Source organism: Weissella bombi, from assembly GCF_900094835.1.
GTDB classification, from domain to species: domain Bacteria; phylum Bacillota; class Bacilli; order Lactobacillales; family Lactobacillaceae; genus Weissella; species Weissella bombi.
On the sequence record NZ_FMAO01000001.1, the window covers coordinates 1 to 17,855 of the forward strand.

Annotated in this window: 19 protein-coding genes and 6 tRNA genes; 24 read left to right on the top strand and 1 reads right to left on the bottom strand. The window is 36.4% G+C overall.

Going from position 1 to position 17,855, the window contains the following annotated elements; all coding sequences use genetic code 11:
• Positions 1-2 precede the first annotated feature (2 nt).
• From GA0061074_RS00005 to GA0061074_RS00050, 10 genes are all read left to right on the top strand, one after another.
• Positions 3-75: transfer RNA gene (locus GA0061074_RS00005), tRNA-Val, on the top strand.
• Between the two features lie 2 nt (positions 76-77).
• Positions 78-150 (top strand) — tRNA-Lys (locus GA0061074_RS00010).
• Positions 151-163: 13 nt separating this feature from the next.
• A tRNA-Arg gene (locus tag GA0061074_RS00015) sits at positions 164-237 on the top strand.
• Positions 238-265: 28 nt separating this feature from the next.
• Positions 266-339, top strand: a tRNA-Pro gene (locus tag GA0061074_RS00020).
• A gap of 29 nt (positions 340-368) precedes the next feature.
• Positions 369-442, top strand: a tRNA-Met gene (locus GA0061074_RS00025).
• A gap of 12 nt (positions 443-454) precedes the next feature.
• Positions 455-526: transfer RNA gene (locus GA0061074_RS00030), tRNA-Gly, on the top strand.
• Positions 527-676: 150 nt separating this feature from the next.
• The gene (locus GA0061074_RS00035) at positions 677-1,306 is read left to right on the top strand and encodes an HAD family hydrolase (protein ID WP_092461060.1); all 630 of its coding nucleotides are present in this window, start codon (positions 677-679) and stop codon (positions 1,304-1,306) included.
• A gap of 34 nt (positions 1,307-1,340) precedes the next feature.
• Positions 1,341-2,174 (top strand): glutamate racemase, encoded by an 834-nt coding sequence (gene murI / locus GA0061074_RS00040; protein ID WP_092461061.1) that lies wholly within the window; start codon positions 1,341-1,343, stop codon positions 2,172-2,174.
• 30 nt (positions 2,175-2,204) lie between these two features.
• Positions 2,205-2,801, top strand: a complete 597-nt coding sequence (locus GA0061074_RS00045; protein ID WP_092461062.1) for an XTP/dITP diphosphatase — start codon at positions 2,205-2,207, stop codon at positions 2,799-2,801.
• Position 2,802: 1 nt separating this feature from the next.
• Positions 2,803-3,321, top strand: a complete 519-nt coding sequence (locus GA0061074_RS00050) for a YfcE family phosphodiesterase (RefSeq protein ID WP_092461063.1) — start codon at positions 2,803-2,805, stop codon at positions 3,319-3,321.
• A 76-nt stretch (positions 3,322-3,397) separates the two neighbouring features.
• Here the strand turns inward: GA0061074_RS00050 and GA0061074_RS00055 are convergent, their stop codons facing one another.
• Entirely contained in the window at positions 3,398-4,012 is a 615-nt protein-coding gene (locus tag GA0061074_RS00055; protein WP_159426627.1) for a DsbA family protein, read from the bottom strand.
• A gap of 345 nt (positions 4,013-4,357) precedes the next feature.
• Between GA0061074_RS00055 and GA0061074_RS00060 the strand changes: the two genes are divergently transcribed.
• The 14 genes from GA0061074_RS00060 (at position 4,358) to GA0061074_RS00125 (ending at position 17,852) form a co-directional block, all read left to right on the top strand.
• Positions 4,358-4,975, top strand: coding sequence for a GTP pyrophosphokinase (locus GA0061074_RS00060; RefSeq protein WP_092461065.1), 618 nt, complete (start codon positions 4,358-4,360; stop codon positions 4,973-4,975).
• A gap of 21 nt (positions 4,976-4,996) precedes the next feature.
• Positions 4,997-5,815 (top strand): NAD kinase, encoded by an 819-nt coding sequence (locus GA0061074_RS00065; RefSeq protein WP_092461066.1) that lies wholly within the window; start codon positions 4,997-4,999, stop codon positions 5,813-5,815.
• A 1-nt stretch (position 5,816) separates the two neighbouring features.
• Positions 5,817-6,734 (top strand): RluA family pseudouridine synthase, encoded by a 918-nt coding sequence (locus GA0061074_RS00070; protein WP_092461067.1) that lies wholly within the window; start codon positions 5,817-5,819, stop codon positions 6,732-6,734.
• 15 nt (positions 6,735-6,749) lie between these two features.
• Positions 6,750-8,129, top strand: coding sequence for a magnesium transporter (gene mgtE, locus GA0061074_RS00075; protein WP_092461068.1), 1,380 nt, complete (start codon positions 6,750-6,752; stop codon positions 8,127-8,129).
• Positions 8,130-8,294: 165 nt separating this feature from the next.
• A complete protein-coding gene (locus tag GA0061074_RS00080) occupies positions 8,295-8,978 on the top strand; it encodes a ribosome maturation factor RimP (RefSeq protein ID WP_092461069.1) in 684 nt (227 codons plus the stop codon).
• Positions 8,979-8,995: 17 nt separating this feature from the next.
• Positions 8,996-10,120 carry a transcription termination factor NusA gene (gene nusA / locus GA0061074_RS00085; protein WP_092461070.1) on the top strand — a complete coding sequence of 375 codons (1,125 nt, stop codon included), beginning with the start codon at positions 8,996-8,998 and terminating at the stop codon, positions 10,118-10,120.
• Between the two features lie 12 nt (positions 10,121-10,132).
• Positions 10,133-10,432, top strand: a complete 300-nt coding sequence (gene rnpM, locus GA0061074_RS00090) for an RNase P modulator RnpM (RefSeq protein WP_074427336.1) — start codon at positions 10,133-10,135, stop codon at positions 10,430-10,432.
• Positions 10,422-10,727, top strand: a complete 306-nt coding sequence (locus GA0061074_RS00095; RefSeq protein WP_092461071.1) for a YlxQ-related RNA-binding protein — start codon at positions 10,422-10,424, stop codon at positions 10,725-10,727. Before rnpM ends, GA0061074_RS00095 begins: the two co-directional genes overlap by 11 nt.
• Before the next feature lie 11 nt (positions 10,728-10,738).
• A complete protein-coding gene (gene infB / locus GA0061074_RS00100; protein WP_092461072.1) occupies positions 10,739-12,958 on the top strand; it encodes a translation initiation factor IF-2 in 2,220 nt (739 codons plus the stop codon).
• A gap of 39 nt (positions 12,959-12,997) precedes the next feature.
• Positions 12,998-13,351 carry a 30S ribosome-binding factor RbfA gene (gene rbfA, locus GA0061074_RS00105; RefSeq protein WP_042492471.1) on the top strand — a complete coding sequence of 118 codons (354 nt, stop codon included), beginning with the start codon at positions 12,998-13,000 and terminating at the stop codon, positions 13,349-13,351.
• A gap of 136 nt (positions 13,352-13,487) precedes the next feature.
• On the top strand, positions 13,488-14,399 hold the full coding sequence (gene truB, locus GA0061074_RS00110; RefSeq protein WP_092461073.1) for a tRNA pseudouridine(55) synthase TruB: 912 nt from the start codon (positions 13,488-13,490) through the stop codon (positions 14,397-14,399).
• A 63-nt stretch (positions 14,400-14,462) separates the two neighbouring features.
• Positions 14,463-15,401 carry a riboflavin biosynthesis protein RibF gene (gene ribF, locus GA0061074_RS00115; protein ID WP_092461074.1) on the top strand — a complete coding sequence of 313 codons (939 nt, stop codon included), beginning with the start codon at positions 14,463-14,465 and terminating at the stop codon, positions 15,399-15,401.
• Between the two features lie 20 nt (positions 15,402-15,421).
• Positions 15,422-17,116 (top strand): NFACT RNA binding domain-containing protein, encoded by a 1,695-nt coding sequence (locus GA0061074_RS00120; protein ID WP_092461075.1) that lies wholly within the window; start codon positions 15,422-15,424, stop codon positions 17,114-17,116.
• A gap of 100 nt (positions 17,117-17,216) precedes the next feature.
• On the top strand, positions 17,217-17,852 hold the full coding sequence (locus tag GA0061074_RS00125; RefSeq protein WP_092461076.1) for a copper homeostasis protein CutC: 636 nt from the start codon (positions 17,217-17,219) through the stop codon (positions 17,850-17,852).
• The last annotated feature ends 3 nt before the right edge of the window (positions 17,853-17,855 follow it).

Below are 17,855 nucleotides of genomic sequence, written 5' to 3' on the forward strand. Positions count from 1 at the left end.
ATGGACGTTTAGCTCAGCTGGGAGAGCACCTGCCTTACAAGCAGGGGGTCACAGGTTCGATCCCTGTAACGTCCATCGGGTCGTTAGCTCAGTTGGTAGAGCAGTGGACTTTTAATCCATGGGTCCTGGGTTCGAGCCCCAGACGACCCATTATATTTATATTGCACCTATAGCGCAACTGGATAGAGTGTCTGGCTACGAATCAGAAGGTTGAAGGTTCGAATCCTTCTAGGTGCATTAACAATGGAATATTTGTTAAGTTTTTCGGGACGTAGCTCAGTTTGGTAGAGCACCTGGTTTGGGACCAGGGGGTCGCAGGTTCGAATCCTGTCGTCCCGATTATATGATGATGTGTAGTTATCATAGTTCGCGGTGTAGCTCAGCTGGCTAGAGCGTCCGGTTCATACCCGGGAGGTCGAGGGTTCGATCCCCCCCGCCGCGATATTATCATAATGCGGATGTAGTACAATGGCTAGTGCTCCAGCCTTCCAAGCTGGGAATGCGGGTTCGATTCCCGTCGTCCGCTTAATTGTGATTATCCTTAAAATTCTCTTCTGAGAGTTTTAAGGATTTTTTTATTGCCTTATAATATCAAGAATGTTAAATATTTTACTCGGATGCATGAACCTTATTAGTGTTATATAATGAGTATTATAAATTATTTTTTGGGGGAATTATGAAAACAATTATTTTTGATATGGACGGTACTCTATTGAGTACTGAAGCAATGTATATGCAATCCCTAATTCAAACATTTAAGGATAGAGGAATTGAAAAATCATATGAAGAAGTATATAAAGTTTTTGGATTGCCTTCATTAGATAGTTTAATTAAACTAGAGGCACCTGAACCAGAAAAAATGCAGTTAGAGTGGCAAAATCATTATCCGGATTTTTGGTATGAAGTAAAGGTATTTCCAGGTATAAATAAGATGCTATCTGGTCTAAAGGTGAACGACTTTACATTAGGAATTGTCACATCAAATACAAAAGAAGAGTTTATGGAAAATACAAGTCAATTTGACTTTCCGAAGTATTTTGAGGATTTTGTGTTTGCTGGGGAAACACCTAAAATGAAACCTGCAGCTGACCCGATTTTAAAGTCATTAAATGATTTACAAGCTGTTCCACAATCATCAATGTATATTGGTGATTCAATTCATGATATGCAGGCAGCGCATAACGCAGGAATAAAGTTTGGTATGGCAGCATGGGGTGTTCGTGATCGAAAGGTTTTTGATAATCAAGCGGACTATATTTTTGAAGAACCACAAGAATTATATGATTTTGTGATAAATGATAAGTAAATTTTAAATAAATTTTTTGAAAGAAGTGATTACAATGGATAACCGAGCAATAGGATATATAGATTCTGGTATAGGTGGTTTGTCTGTTGTTAAAAAAGCACTAGAAAAATTACCGAATGAGCAAGTATATTATGTTGGGGATACGGCTCGTATGCCATATGGACCTAGAGATCCACGAGAAGTTAAAAAATTTACATGGCAATTGGTAGACTTTTTAACTGATAAAAATATTAAACTATTAGTAATAGCATGTAATACAGCAACTGCAGCGGCATTAGACGATTTAGTTACTAACTTAGAAATACCTGTTATTGGTGTTATTCAACCGGGTGTGGAAGCAGCAACTGCGGTTACTAAAACGCACAAAGTAGGTGTAATCGCCACCCAAGGTACTGTTAATTCAAGAGCATATTATGATGGGTTAAAACAGGCTGATCATGATAATCACGTATTACAACTAGCTGCGCCAAAACTAGTAGAAATTGCAGAACAACCTCTTAAAGATCCAGTAGTAGTTCAAAAACAGATTACAGATGTTTTGTTGCCAATTAAAGAAGAAAATATTGATACATTAGTTTTGGGATGTACACATTTTCCATTGTTGGCATCTTATATCCAACATGCTGTAGGTGAACAAGTTAAACTTGTTGACGCTGGTGCAGCTGCTGTTTCTGTTGTTGAAAAAATACTAAAAGAACAGAATATTCAACATGAACCTACATCAATTGAGTTGCATAATCAAGATGAATACTATACAACTGGTAGTCAAACAACTTTTGCAAAACTTGCGGAAGCATGGTTACAAAAGTCTAATTTGAATGTACAACATTTAGATATAAAAGATAATCATTTAAAATTAGTAAAATAGAAATTAAATAATAAATAGGAAGTGTTTAGAATGGCAAAACTAATTTTTGCATCAAAAAATAATGGTAAAATTCGTGAATTCCGTGAATTTTTGGACCCATTTGGCGTTGAAGTAATTTCATTGAATGATTTAGAAAGTGTTCCTGAAATTGAGGAAAATGGCGCAACATTTGAGGAAAATGCAACCATTAAGGCACAAACAATTGCTGATTTTTATCAATTACCGGTTGTGGCTGATGATTCTGGTTTGAGCGTGGATGCATTACAAGGTGCACCTGGCGTTCATTCCGCTCGATACGCAGGTGATCATAATGATTTAGCTAATAATCAAAAGTTATTAACTGAATTGACTGATGTGCCACAAAAAGATCGTACGGCAACATTTCATACAGTTATTGTTGGCTTAAAACCTACTGGTGAAAAGATTGTTGTTGATGGCGCAGTTGATGGTTATATTTTGAAAGAGTTTCGTGGTAATAATGATTTTGGGTATGATCCATTGTTTTATTACGAACCTTTAAATAAAACATTTGCGGAAATGACACCTGCAGAAAAAAATGATGTTTCACATCGTGGTAATGCATTACGTAAATTTATAACAGTCTTTAAAGAATGGTGGGAGGATTAAAATGGATTATCTAATTGTTTCTGATACACATGGGGATCGTAAAATCTTGGAAGATATTGTAAATCACTATCAAGGACATGTTAAAGCAATGTTTTATAATGGTGATTCAGAACTAAACCGTTCAGACGAACTATTTGATACTTTATTGCCAGTTATTGGTAATATGGATAGTGATCCAATGTTTCCTGATGATCGTGATTATCAAGATGAATATTTAAAGCTTTATCAAACGCATGGACATCTTGTACATACTGAAATGTCACTCAACCATTTAAGAGAAGTGGCAGCTAAAAAGGATGTCGATGTTGTTACTTCAGGGCATACGCATATGTTAGGTGCTGAAATGATTGATGGTAAATTATTTGTTAATCCAGGATCAATTTCATTGCCTAAGGGTCCATATGCTTATTTAAAGGGAACTTATGCGATTTTGTCAATTGAGCCTGAAGCATTCCATGTTCAGTTTTATACTCGTGATATGCAACCAGTTTCAGAACTTTCGTTTGATTTTAAACGTTAAAGAAAAAGCGGTACGTAGCCATAATGTTATGAGATATATCTCACACGTTATAGCTACGTACCGCTTTTTTATAAAATTAATTGCTGCCTTCTTCATAATTAATTAAGTGAGGAGCAGAGCTGTCATTGTTTGATTGCTGTACAGGATTAAAAATAAGAGATAATCCGTTAGTTGAGAAATCTGACGTTTTAAACGCATATTTGTCCTTATTTGAGTCACATACAATCATTGTTGGATAATTGGTAATATCCATAGTAGCTGCCATGTTTTGATCTGCCTTTAATGCAGAAATGGTAGCAGAAGTATTGTAATCTTCTAAAAAAAGATTGGTATCTAAGTGTAGCTTAGACAAAGTTGAGAGTACTAATGATTTAGAATAGGGTACGTTAGCTAATAGTAATTCTTGCATTTTATCATAGAACAATCTAGCAGCCTTTTTACCCTGTGACTGGACAGCTTTGGTATCTAACGCAAGCTGTGATAAATTTTGAGCCACAATTGCATAATCGACATTTAAGGATTTATGCATCTTTAATTCTTGGTAAGTATCTCGTACAGATTGCATTGTTACAACGGGTATCATACGATAAGAAACCAACTGTGAAGTTTGTTTAATATAAGTAATGACTTTCTTTTCTGATATGATACTATCAGCTGAAAGCGGGGTTACGAAGTGGTACACTTCTAACATGACAAGCGACAACCTCCAAAAAAACATTTTTTACATACCAAGTAATGGTACGCTATTATTACTAGTGTGTCTATAATGACTTTACTTAATATGACGAAATAAACCACATAAATGAGATTTCACTATTATACAAATAATACTGGCAAGAACCGCATACTAATTGTAAAATTAAGACATTGTGTTATTTGTTATATCAAGTTGATTTGATTATATAATTTTTAGACTGAGTACGACAATTTTTTTGCTTATAGCTTACTCTTACGGTATTGCAAATTTGGGAATATTGTCACAAGCCGTGAAGTTTGTAACGATTAGACACAAAGCAAATGATTTGGGGGATTTAAAATGACACGTGAAGAATGGGAAAAACTGCTACAACCGTATGTTCAAACAGTTGATGAATTAAAAGTGAAATTACGGGGGATGCGTTCTGAATTTGAAATTGAAGGCATTCACACACCCATTGAATTTGTAACTGGGCGTGTCAAAGAAATTTCAGCCATTGAAGAAAAGCTTGTTCGACGTCATATTAGTATGGATCGTATCGAACAGGATATGGAAGATTTAGCAGGTGTCCGTATCATGACACAGTTTACTGAGGATATTTATAAGGTAGTTGATTTATTACGTCAACGTAAGGACATAGTAATTTTGGAAGAAAGAGACTATGTGACTAATGAAAAGCCTTCTGGATATCGTTCATACCATATTGTCATTGAATATCCGGTGCAATTAAGTAGTGGTGAAAAGAAGGTATTAGCTGAAATTCAAGTCCGAACAATGCAAATGAATGTTTGGGCAACAATTGAGCATGCTATTAATTATAAGTATGATGGTGAATATACTGAAGAAATGTCTGAAAAGTTGAAAAAAGCGGCTTCATTAAGTATGGAAGTAGATAAACTGTTTTCCGAATTACATAATGGTTTGGTACATACGGCAAATGAAGCACAAGATAGTTAAAAATAAAGGATGGACTACTATATGAAGATTTCTATATATAGTAATAACGTGCCACATTCGCGTGCCGTTGTTTCGCTGTTAAAAGATAAACTCACTGCACGTAGTAATGGTAAAGTCATATTTGACGATGATAATCCAGAAGTCGTTATTACAGTGGGTGGTGATGGTACATTATTGGGTGCATTCCACCACTATACTGATCAATTAGATAAAATTAGATTTATTGGTGTTCACACTGGTCATTTAGGTTTTTATGCTGATTGGCAATATTTTGAACTTGATGATTTAGTTGAAAGTTTAGTTAATCAAGAGACGACAGCTAGAACGGTTAAATATCCGTTATTAAACGCAACGCTTCATTATACAGACGGTCACGAGGAAACCATTTTGGCATTAAATGAAGCAGCAATTAAGCGCCCATTGGGAACATTAGTGGCAGATGTATATATTCAAAATGAATTATTTGAACGTTTTCGTGGGGATGGATTAACAGCCTCGACGCCTACTGGTTCTACTGCTTACAATAAAGCAATCGGTGGCGCCGTAATGCATCCTAGTCTACAAGCTATTCAATTAGCAGAGATTGCTTCAATAAACAGTCGCGTATTTAGAACGTTAGGATCACCATTAATTATTGGTAATCATGAAGTTATCAAAATTCAATTAGAAAATGATGGTTCGGCAGTTACCTTTAGTTATGATCATTTGAATAAAATTTCTTCTAATATTGATTGGATTTCATTTAAAGTTGCAAATCAAAAAATTCAATTTGCTGAGTATCGCCACATGCATTTTTGGCATCGTGTGCAGGCCAGTTTTATTGGCACGGAGGTAAAATAAAGTGGCCCATTTTAGTTGGCAAAATCAAAGTGATGAAACACTACGAATTAAAAACTTTTTAGCAAAGCGTGGTGTTTCACATCGTATGTTTTCTATCATTAAACGTGGTGGCGGACAAGTATTATTAAATCAAAAACCTGTTAGAACCCTAGATGATGTTCATCCGGGTGATTTAGTTGAGGTTAGTATGCCACCAGAGGAGTCAAATGCAGTTGTTGCTGCATCTGACCTACCAATTACTATTTTATATGAGGATGAAAACTGGTTATTGGTTGATAAGGAAGCGGGAATGACTTCAGTTCCCGGTAAAGCTGACCGTGAGACGACAATGGTTAATCGGGTTAAAGGATATCTAATTTCTGAAGGTGCTCAAGATTTAGTACCACATGTGGTGACACGTTTAGATCGTTTTACGTCTGGGGTGGCTTTGTTAGCTAAACATCGGTTTGCCCATGGTTTATTAGATAAGCAATTACAAACGCACGCAGTAGATAAGCGTTATTATGCTATCGTGGATGGTGTGTTGTCTGATGATCATGGCTTTATAGATGCGCCTATTGGCCGTATGGATAATGATTTTATTCGACGAGAAGTAAGAGAAGATGGTCGTTCATCACAAACCGAGTATTGGGTTATAAAAAGAATGGCTAATCAAACATTGGTTCAGGTGCAATTACATACTGGGCGTACACATCAGATTAGAGTGCACTTTAACTATATAGGTCATCCATTAATTGGTGATGAAATATATGGTGGCCCAATGGATAGGGGAATTTCACGACAAGCACTGCATGCTTTTTGGTTGGAATTTTATGATCCATTTGTTCAAATGAAGAGAAATGTAAAAAGCCCAATACCAGAAGATTTAAAGACTGTTTTATCTAACGATATGACAGAAGAGGAAATTAACAAATTGTAATAGTGTGGGGATAAGATGAAAGAGACGTTACAAGATTTAACAGTACGTGATGAATTATCAGATCAGGCTAATCATTTAGTGTTTTATATTGAAAATAATGAAAAAAGTGCTTTTTTAGATAGTTTTGATGAACTTCATACGTACGATCAGGCCGTTTTTTATGTGTCGTTAACAACACAATTAAGGCATCAAATTATTGAATGGTTAACACCGACGGAATTAGCTGATATTTTTGATGAAATTGATCCTGAAGATGTCGACTTTGAAAATCTTTTATCAGAAATGTCACCACGTTATGCAGCAAATATGTTGGCTGAAATGTATGTTGATAATGCTGTTGATTTATTATCAGAAGTTGAATCAGAAGAATTGGCCATGTATTTATCTTTGATGCCTAAAGAGAGTGCTGATGAAATTAAGCGCTTATTGAAGTATGAAGATGATACTGCTGGTTCTTTGATGAGTACTGAGTTCATTTCAATCAACCAAAAAATGACCATTGGGGAAGCAATGGTTACTGTTAAAGAAGCCGCTCAAGGGGCCGAACAAATTAATTATATTTATGTATTAGATGATGATGATGCTTTGGTTGGTGTTATTTCTTTGAAGTCATTAATTATTTGGCCTGATGCTGCGAAAATATCTGAAGTTATGGACACTAATTTAATTACTGTTGGTCCGGTAGATGATCAAGAGGATGTTGCTAAGATAATGGCAGATTATAATTTTGTGGCGTTACCTGTTGTGGCAAAGCAACATATGATTGGAATGATTACTGTTGATGATATTGTTGACGTTATTGATGCCGAAGCTGCCGAAGATTATTCTCGTTTGGCCGGTGTTGACGTGGTCACATTGGAAGATAATCCCTTTAAATCAGCACTTAAACGATTACCATGGTTAGTTGGTCTAATTTTTTTGGGTATGGGAACAGCTTCTGTTATTGATGGTTACAACTACTTAGTTGCTGAAACGTCAATTTTAGCCGTTTTCATTTCGCTCATTACAGGAACAGCCGGAAATGCAGGAACACAGTCATTAGCCGTAGCTGTCAGAAGAATTGCTTTGAAAGAAAAGAAATCATTAGTTAAATCATTATTAGTTGAAATTTTAATTGGCTTGATGATTGGATTAGTAGCTGGTGTGACAATTTTATTAGTTATTTTATTCTGGAAGCACAATTTGTTGTTAGGTGTTGCTGTCGGTTTAGCGATGGGAGTGGCAATTTTAGTTGCCAATGTCGCAGGTGCCTTTATTCCGATGATTATGGATAAGGTTGGTGTTGACCCTGCGGTGGCTTCTGGTCCATTCATTTCAACCCTTTCTGATTTGACTTCAGTTATTATTTATTTTAACGTTGCAAAGTTTTTTATTGATACGTTTACAATGCATTAATTTCCTACTCTAATGGCTGTTACTTGCCTACTGGGTAGATTCATGTTAGAATTAGTTTTGTTATTGAATATGCTCTTAATTGAGTGGCCGGAATTTTCTCGGCCGCTCATTTTTTTAAGGAGTTTATTATGTTAATTAGAAAAGATAAACGAAGGGAGGTTTAGAATGGCGAAAGTTATAGAGGATGTTCAGGCAATTTTAGAACCTGTTTTAGTTAAAAAAGGTTTTGATTTATGGGATGTTCTGTATGAGAAACAAGAAGGTGATTTTGTTCTTCGTGTACTTGTAGACCGTGTTGAAGGTGAAATTAATATGGATGATTTGGTAATGCTAACCGAAATCATTAGCGAGGAGCTAGATAGTATTACACCTGATCCATTCCCACAAGCATACCTTCTAGATGTCTCATCACCAGGGGCAGACCGTGAATTGAAACAACCACAAAATTATACGTGGGCAGTTGGAAAGTTTATTGAAGTTGAATTGTCAGCTGAACTTTTTGGTGCTGATAGTTATATTGGTCAATTAGTCTCATTTGAAGATGATCAATTAACACTTGATGTATTTTCAAAGTCTAAACATCAACTAATTGATATACCGCTAGCTAATGTAAAAGTAGCACGTCTCTCAATTAGCCAAGATCGTATATTGGTTAGTGACGAGGATTATGATTGGGCACTTAATAAATTGGTGCATGTCTCAACTTATCAAAAAATTGATGGTAAAAAAGAGTTTTCAGGTGAATTAAGTCGTGTAACTGAAGATGATTTAGTTGTTATAGAAGATGAAAACGAGTTTGTTATTCCACGTCGTGCCGTGGCTCAAGCAAGACAATCAAATGATTTTTAAAAATACGGAGAAACAAAATGAGTAAGGAATTAGTATCAGCTCTTGATGCATTAGAAGAAGAGAAAGGGATTAAAGCAGAAGTTTTAATTGATGCCCTTGAAGAAGCTTTGAAAAAGGCTTACGAAAAAAATTATGATGAATCACAAAATGTTGAAGTACAATTTGATAATAAAAAGGGAAACATCAAAGTATATGCAGTAAAAACTGTTGTTGATGAAATTGATGAACCTTATGAGCAAATTACTTTGGAAGAAGCACTTGAAATTAATAAAGCCTATGAAATTGGTGATGAAATTCGATTTGAAGTGACACCTAAGGACTTTGGTCGTTTAGCTGCACAAACAGCTAAGCAAATTATTATGCAAAAAGTACGTGAAGCAGAACGTGGTGCCGTTTATGACAACTTTGTCGGTTACGAAGATGAAATTGTTACCGGTGAAGTTGAACGTGAAGATTCACGCTACCTATATATTATTTTGCCAGGAAATCAAATGGCAGCTATGAAGCCTACTGATCAAATGCCTAGTGAATCTTATCAAATGGGTGATAAGATTAAAGTTTTGGTTGCACAAGTGCAAAATGAAAAGAAGGGTCCACAAGTATTTGTATCACGTACACACCCTGATTTGGTAAAGCGTTTATTTGAAGCTGAAGTACCTGAGGTGTTCGATGGTACTGTTGAAATTAAGTCAATTGCCCGCGAAGCAGGTGATCGTTCAAAAATTGCAGTATATTCTCACAATGAGAACCTAGATGCAGTTGGAACGATGGTTGGACAAGGCGGTGTTCGTGTCCAAACTGTTGTAAACGAATTATCTGGTGAAAATATGGATATTGTGGAGTGGACAGAGGATCCAGCAGAGTTTATTAAGAATTCTTTGAATCCAGCAGAGGTTGTTGAAGTTATCTTTGATAAAAACAACGATCGTGCAGCAACTGTTCTTGTACCAGATTATCAATTATCATTGGCTATTGGAAAGCGTGGTCAAAACGCCCGTTTGGCAGCGCGCTTAACTAGTTTTAAGATTGATATTAAACCTGAATCAGCTCGTGATGAAGTTATTGCAGCATTGAATGAACAACCTGTTCTAGAAGATGTTAATGACGCAGAATTTGAATTAGACGACAATTCAGAAGAATAGGAGATACCGTTTATGAAACCACGTAAGATTCCAATGCGAAAAGATATTGTTACTGGAGAAATGGTGCCCAAAAAGGAACTTGTTCGTATTGTACGAACACCAGAAGGTGAAGTGACCTTAGATCCATCAAATCGAGCAAATGGTCGTGGTGCATATATCTCTCTATCAGTTGAAGTTGCAGAAACTGCGAAAAAAAAGCGTATTTTTGATAAAGTATTTGAAACAAAACTTGATGACCAATTTTATGATGACTTAATTGCGTATGTTGATCATCAAGCCGCACGTAAGGAGCTATTCGGAGATGCAAAATAGACAAAAATTATTAAACTTATTAGGCCTTGCTAGACGTGCAGGTAAATTAGTGACTGGTGAAGATTTAGTTCTAAATGCGATTCGTTCTGGCAAAGTAAGTTTAGTTTTTTTTGCAGCTGATGGTGGTGAATCAAGTAAGAAAAAATTCACTGATAAAACAAACAGTTATAAAGTTGCGTTTTCAACGACATTTACGCGCCAAGAATTGGCTGATGCGACAGGACAAGCACGAACGGTGATTGCTGTTGCGGACAGAGGTTTTGCGAAAAAAATGCGAGAATACTTAGATAATTAGGAGGAAGTTATATGACCAAGCGAGTTTATGAGTTGGCAAAAGATTTAAATATTTCATCAAAGGATCTAGTATCAATTGCTAATGGTGTGAATATACCAGTTAAAAATCATATGTCTACACTAGATGATAAAACAGTTAAGACATTGACGAATGCAGCAAAAAACAAGAAGAATAATCATGCGGCAAAGCCACAATCTGGTGACCAAAAGAAGCCTGTAAAGCGTGAAGAAAACAAGCCATCACATAGTAAGGCAAACGGTTCTCAACCACGTAGTAATAACGAAGGTAATGGAAACCGTAATAACAATAACCATAAGTCACAAAATAAAAATAATTCACAAAATAAGAATCGTCGTTTTAATAACAATAACGGTAATAACCGTAATAACAATCGACGTGGTAAAAAGGGCCCAGGACGTAATCGCAACAATAACGAGCACCGTCCAGCACCAACAGTTCGTAAGGAACAACCATTACCAGAGACACTTGTTTATTCAATCGGAATGAATGTGCAAGATATTGCCAAGTTGATTCACCGTGATGCAACTGAAATTATTAAGAAGTTGTTCATGTTAGGTGTTATGGTTAATCAAAACCAATCATTAGATGCTGATACTATTGAATTGTTAGCAGCTGACTACGGTATTGAAGCTGAACAAAAAGTTGAGGTCGATATCGCCGATTTGGATAAGTTCTTTGAACCTGAAGAAGATGATAAGGATAACATGGAACCACGTGCACCAGTTGTAACTATCATGGGACACGTTGATCATGGTAAGACAACTTTGCTTGATTACCTACGTAATTCACATGTTACTGATGGTGAAGCTGGTGGTATTACACAACATATCGGTGCCTACCAAACTAAGCTAAATAATCGTGTTGTAACCTTCTTAGATACTCCAGGTCACGCGGCCTTTACTGCAATGCGTGCTCGTGGAGCTGATATCACTGATATTACTGTTTTAGTTGTTGCAGCTGATGATGGTGTTATGCCACAGACAGTTGAAGCAATTAATCACGCCAAGGCCGCTGGAACACCAATTATTGTTGCCGTTAATAAGATTGATAAGCCTGGTGCAAACCCAGATAATGTTATTAATCAATTGATGCAATATGAATTGATTCCTGAAGCTTTGGGTGGAGATACTATCTTTGTTAATATTTCAGCTAAGTTCGGTCAAAATATCGATGAATTGCTTGAAATGATTTTGTTGACAGCCGATGTTTTGGAATTGGAAGCTAACCCTAACAAGCGTGCAGCAGGTTCTGTTGTTGAAGCACGTTTGGATAAGGGTCGTGGAACTGTTGCAACTGTTCTTGTGCAACAAGGAACGATGCATGTTGGTGATCCAATTGTTGTTGGTAACACATATGGTCGTGTTCGTACAATGACTAACGATCGTGGACGTCGTGTTAAGGCAGCTTTGCCTTCTACGCCGGTTGAAATTACTGGACTAAACGATGTGCCATCAGCTGGTGACCGTTTTGTTGTCTTTGAAGATGAGAAGACGGCTCGTGCAGCAGGTGAGGAACGTGCAAAGCGTGCTGTTATTGCAGAACGAAACCGTAATAACATCGTTTCAGTTTCAGATCTATTTAATAAGATGGCTGAAAAGCAAATGAAGTCTGTACCTGTTATTATCAAGGCAGATGTTCAAGGTTCTGTTGAAGCATTAGCTGGATCATTTAACAAGATTGATGTTGAAGGTGTTAAAGTTGACATTATTCACACAGCTGTTGGAGCAATCAACGAGTCTGATGTTACGCTTGCCGAAGCATCAGGTGCTATCATTATTGGATTTAATGTTCGTCCTACACCACAAGCTAAGCAACAAGCTGATTCAGATAAGGTTGAAATTCGTCTACACAGTGTTATTTATAACGCAATCGATGAAATTGAAGCTGCTATGAAGGGTCAACTAGATCCAGAATTTGAAGAAAAGGTTGTTGGTACTGCCGAAGTTCGTGAACTATTTAAGGTATCTAAAGTTGGTACAATTGCTGGTGGTATGGTAATGTCTGGTAAGATTACTCGTAACGCTTCAGTTCGCTTGATTCGTGATGGTATTGTTATCTTTGATGGTAAAATCGGTTCACTACGTCGTTACAAGGATGACGTTAAAGAAGTTAAGAACGGTTATGACTTCGGTCTAACTATCGAAAAGTACAATGATGAAAAAATTGGCGATATGATCGAAGCTTACGAAATGGTAGAAATTCCACGTTAATCTGTATTGCATGGCAATATTGATAGGAGGAAGTTAATTATGGCTCAACAAAATTTTCGTGTTGGTCGCTTGGAACAAGAGATTCAGCGAGAAGTAAATGACTTGTTGTTAAAGCGTATTCGTGATCCTCGGGTAGAAGGCGTAACGGTAACCGGTGTTGAAGTAACTGGTGATTTACAACAAGCAAAGATATTTTATAGCGTATTGTCTGAATTGGCTTCTGTTAATAAAAAGGCTGCGGATGGTCTTGATGCTGCAACTGGATTAATTCGTAAAGAATTAGGTTCACGGTTGCGCATTTATAAGACACCTGAGCTTAAATTTGTTAAGGATGAATCTGTACAATATGGTGATAAAATTGATGATTTGATTCGTCAATTACACCAAGATTAATCATGGACAAAGTTAGCTAAACTGACTAATCGTATAAATAATTAATTAAAGGGTCTTTCTTTGCTACATAGCTGTGGTATGAGAGACCCTTTAGTATACATATAGTAATAATAAGAAAAGAATATAGGAGAATAAGATGGACGGAATCTTACCAATTTATAAAGAAGCAGGCATGACTTCACATGATGTGGTTTCTAAATTACGTCGTATTTTAAATATGAAAAAAATTGGTCATGCGGGTACATTAGATCCGAGTGTTGATGGTGTGTTGCCAATTGCACTAGGTAAAGCTACTAAAACGATTGAATTCTTGCAAGAGGCAGGTAAAACTTATACTGGCTCAGTTACTTTAGGATTTGCAACAACGACAGAAGATTTGGATGGAGAAGTTATTGCAACTAAAGCCCTAGAGCAACCTTTTTCAATTGATGAAATACAAACCGCTATGGCTTCATTAACTGGTGAAATTGTACAAATTCCACCTATGTACTCAGCGGTAAAGGTTAATGGTCGTCGTTTATATGATTATGCACGTGCTGGAGAAACAGTTGAACGTCCACATCGACAAGCAACAATATATGAATTTAAGTTAACCTCTGATCCTATTTTTGATGAACAAAAACAGCAACAATCATTTACATTTATCGCAAAAGTATCTAAAGGGACATATATTCGAACATTAGCTGTTGATTTGGGCAAAAAATTAGGGGTGCCTTCTGTTATGAGTCAATTGACACGTACTAGTGCAGGGGGCTATGACTTTGATCATGCTCATAGTATTAGTGATGTTGCTGAGCGAATGGCACAAGATGGAAAATTAGGCGATTGGTTAATGCCAATAGCTACTGCAGTTGAACAATTTCCACATGTTGAATTAAGTGATTTACAATGGGATCAAGTAAAACATGGTATTGGTCAACCGGCTAGTTTGTGTGAACCATTGCAGGATAAAATTGTTTTGACTTATCATGGTGAAGTTAAGTCAGTTTTCCATTGGCGATCAGATAAGAATCAATATCGGGCGTATCGAACTTTTTCAATCGAATAATAAGGTGATATTATCTTATGTTATGATTGATATATTGAATACAAAGAAAAGAAGGTCTTAATGATGGAAGTTATTCATCTACATCATCCATATAAATCTGACCAAATCAAGCAGGACCCAATTGTGTTAGCAATGGGCTTTTTTGATGGTGTTCATGCAGGACATCGTACGGTTATACAAAAGGCAGCACAGGAAGCAAAAAAGCGTGGCATTAAATTAGCAGTTTTAACATATGACCATCACCCATCAGTGGCATTTAAAACTTATAAAACGCCATTAACTTATTTAACAACTTTACCCAAAAAGCTGGAAATTCTTGCTTCACTGGGAGTGGACATTGCATATGTGGTAAACTTTACTTCAGAATTTTCACAATTAACACCACAAGACTTTGTGAATCGGTATATGGTTGGTCTAAATGCTGTAGCAGTTGTTGCTGGTTTTGACCATACGTATGGTACTAAAGATGCAGACATGCTACACTTACCAATCTATGCCGCAGGTCGTTTTGATGTGATTGAAGTGGAACAAGTTAATGTTGATGGTCAAGAAAGTGCTTCAACACGAACTCGAGCATTGGTTGATCAAGGAGATTTGGATGAAGCACGTCGTTTGTTGTTACGTCCATATGAAACAACAGGATTAGTTGTTCATGGTGAAGCACGAGGACGTGAATTAGGCTATCCGACAGCAAATATTGAGACAACGGCTGGTGAACGATTACCAGGAGTTGGTATTTATGTTGTAGAAATGAAAATTGGTGACAATTGGTACCCAGGTATGGCCTCAATTGGTTATAATGTTACTTTTGGTGAAAACCGTCCAAAAACTGTCGAAATTAATTTGTTTGATTTTCATCGTGCCATTTATGGTGAAACAGTTCAAATAAAGTGGTATCACTTTTTGCGTGGTGAAGTAAAGTTTGCTAATGGACAAGAATTAATTGAACAGCTTGCTGAAGATGAACGGCAATCACGATTATTTTTACAAAATAATAACTAAATAGGAGGTAAGCAGCTAATATGTCATTTGATGGACTTTTTACACATGCGATGGTGAAAGAATTAAATGAGACACTTTCTGGTGGACGGATAATGAAAATTCATCAACCCTACGCTAATGAAGTGTTCTTAGTTGTTCGTAGTAATCGAAAAAATTATCCGGTGTTATTAAGTGCACATCCATCGTTTGCACGTGCACAAATTTCACGGATTAAATATACAAATCCACAGACTGCACCAAATTTTGCGATGATGTTACGTAAACATTTGGAAGGGTCAAGATTGATACGTGTAGAGCAAGTTGAAAACGATCGTATTATTCGCTTTGTGACTTCAGGACGTGATGAATTAGGGGATGAGGAACAAACGACTCTAATTCTTGAAATGATGGGAAGACATTCTAATCTGTTTTTAGTTAATGAGGCTACGCAACAAATTATTGATTTAATTAAGCATGTACCGGCAGATCAAAATCGTGTACGTACTTTAATGCCAGGTGGAACATATGTTTTACCACCTAAACAGGATGTTATTAATCCATTTAGTAGTTTAGATGGTCTGGCAAATTTAATTTTGGATAATCCAAAAGTTGATGGTTTAGCTAAAGAAATTCAGCACCATTTTCAAGGATTCGCACGTGATTCGGCCTATGAATTGGCAACTGTTTTGCAAGAATCAGGTAATGCATTAACAATGACACAAGATTGGCTAAATAAATTTAACCAACCTAAACCACAGTTAATTACCACTGAAAAGAATATTGCGTTTGCACCATTTGATTGGTTAACGCTTACTGGTAAAACAGTCACATTTGATACACTCAGTGAAATGTTGGATGCATATTTTTCAGAAAAATCTGAACATGATCGTGTACAGCAGCAAGCAACAATTGTTTTGCGAACAGTTCGTAATGAATTAAAAAAGAACAAAAATAAGATTAAAAAACAACGTGCAGAGCTAGAAAATGCGGATCATGCTGATGAGTTCCGTATTAAAGGTGAATTATTAACGACTTATATGTCACAAATAAAACGTGGTACAACGCAAATTGAATTACCTAATTATTATGATAATAATGAAATGATGACCATTCCGTTGTCTAATCAATTAGGTCCATCACAAAATGCGCAAAAATATTTTACGAAGTATAATAAGCTAAAAAATTCTGTGAAGTATTTAAATTCACAGATTGATTTAGCACAAAAAGAAGTGGATTATTTTGAAACATTACTTGCGCAAATTGATATTGCCTCACCACAAGATATTGCTGAAATTCGTGAGGAGCTTACGCAAGAAGGATACATGCGTGTGCAAAATAAAAAGAAGCAAAAAACTAAGGTTAGTCAACCAGAAAAATTTTATGCGAGTGATGGCACATTGATTGAAGTTGGTAAAAATAATTTACAAAATGAACGTTTATCAATGAAAACTGCAAATAAGTCAGACATTTGGTTACATACAAAAGATATTCCGGGGTCACACGTTATTATTCATAGTAGTGAGCCATCCGATGAAACGTTGTATGAAGGTGCAATGTTGGCAGCATACTTCTCTAAAGCACGTGATTCGGCTAATGTACCAGTGGACTATCTACCTGTACGCCGCTTGAGAAAACCAAATGGTAGTAAACCAGGTTTTGTTATTTTTGAAGGTCAAACAACAATTGCAGTAACTCCTGATAGCCAAGTAATTCAAAAATTACGTCAAAATAATTAATAAAACATTTAAGGTCAGACTAATCGCGTGTATTAGTCGGCCTTTTTTAGTATCTTATAGTAGGGTTATAAAAAATAAAAATGCATAGCGAGGATCCTTTATGAAAAGAGAAATTGCATTGGGTGACATAGCCACGATGAAAGCAGCAATCGCTGGTGGTATAAATCGTGTTGAATTAAATGCGCATTTGGAATTAGGTGGATTAACACCAGATTGGCAAATAGTGGCTGAAGCTGTAAAAATAGCACAAGCTGCAAATATTGATTTAGTTGTAATGGTTAGACCACGAGCAGGTGATTTTAATTATAATTATGCTGAAATTGAAAATATGCGTCGGTCAATCTTATTGTTTAAAAGCCTAGGGGTTAAGATGGTTACCTTTGGTGTGGTGGATGAGAAGGGTCATTTAGCAAAAGGGAAAATGGTTAAATTAATTGAAGCTGCAAAACCAATGCATGTCGTATATCATATGGCTTTTGATGCCATTGTACCTGCGTATCAACCACAGGCATTACAATGGTTGTATCAGTATGGTGTTATTCGCGTTTTGACACATGGTGGGCAGTTAAATGAGCAAATTGATGAAACTATCCATCACCTACAAGAAATCGTTGCTATGGCGCCTGAGAAGCTGATTATTATGCCTGGTGGTGGGATTACATATGAGAATGCGACGGATATCGCTGAAAAGTTAGGTGTTAATGAGGTTCACGGGTCTAAAATTATTGCATTATAGTTA

What these genes read in the sequence shown, in the direction of transcription:
- GA0061074_RS00035 (WP_092461060.1), top strand. Translation starts at nt 677, where the DNA reads ATGAAAACAATTATTTTTGATATGGACGGTACTCTATTGAGTACTGAA.
- murI (WP_092461061.1), top strand. Translation starts at nt 1,341, where the DNA reads ATGGATAACCGAGCAATAGGATATATAGATTCTGGTATAGGTGGTTTG.
- GA0061074_RS00045 (WP_092461062.1), top strand. Translation starts at nt 2,205, where the DNA reads ATGGCAAAACTAATTTTTGCATCAAAAAATAATGGTAAAATTCGTGAA.
- GA0061074_RS00050 (WP_092461063.1), top strand. Translation starts at nt 2,803, where the DNA reads ATGGATTATCTAATTGTTTCTGATACACATGGGGATCGTAAAATCTTG.
- GA0061074_RS00055 (WP_159426627.1), bottom strand. Translation starts at nt 4,012, where the DNA reads ATGTTAGAAGTGTACCACTTCGTAACCCCGCTTTCAGCTGATAGTATC.
- GA0061074_RS00060 (WP_092461065.1), top strand. Translation starts at nt 4,358, where the DNA reads ATGACACGTGAAGAATGGGAAAAACTGCTACAACCGTATGTTCAAACA.
- GA0061074_RS00065 (WP_092461066.1), top strand. Translation starts at nt 4,997, where the DNA reads ATGAAGATTTCTATATATAGTAATAACGTGCCACATTCGCGTGCCGTT.
- mgtE (WP_092461068.1), top strand. Translation starts at nt 6,750, where the DNA reads ATGAAAGAGACGTTACAAGATTTAACAGTACGTGATGAATTATCAGAT.
- GA0061074_RS00080 (WP_092461069.1), top strand. Translation starts at nt 8,295, where the DNA reads ATGGCGAAAGTTATAGAGGATGTTCAGGCAATTTTAGAACCTGTTTTA.
- nusA (WP_092461070.1), top strand. Translation starts at nt 8,996, where the DNA reads ATGAGTAAGGAATTAGTATCAGCTCTTGATGCATTAGAAGAAGAGAAA.
- rnpM (WP_074427336.1), top strand. Translation starts at nt 10,133, where the DNA reads ATGAAACCACGTAAGATTCCAATGCGAAAAGATATTGTTACTGGAGAA.
- GA0061074_RS00095 (WP_092461071.1), top strand. Translation starts at nt 10,422, where the DNA reads ATGCAAAATAGACAAAAATTATTAAACTTATTAGGCCTTGCTAGACGT.
- infB (WP_092461072.1), top strand. Translation starts at nt 10,739, where the DNA reads ATGACCAAGCGAGTTTATGAGTTGGCAAAAGATTTAAATATTTCATCA.
- rbfA (WP_042492471.1), top strand. Translation starts at nt 12,998, where the DNA reads ATGGCTCAACAAAATTTTCGTGTTGGTCGCTTGGAACAAGAGATTCAG.
- truB (WP_092461073.1), top strand. Translation starts at nt 13,488, where the DNA reads ATGGACGGAATCTTACCAATTTATAAAGAAGCAGGCATGACTTCACAT.
- ribF (WP_092461074.1), top strand. Translation starts at nt 14,463, where the DNA reads ATGGAAGTTATTCATCTACATCATCCATATAAATCTGACCAAATCAAG.
- GA0061074_RS00120 (WP_092461075.1), top strand. Translation starts at nt 15,422, where the DNA reads ATGTCATTTGATGGACTTTTTACACATGCGATGGTGAAAGAATTAAAT.
- GA0061074_RS00125 (WP_092461076.1), top strand. Translation starts at nt 17,217, where the DNA reads ATGAAAAGAGAAATTGCATTGGGTGACATAGCCACGATGAAAGCAGCA.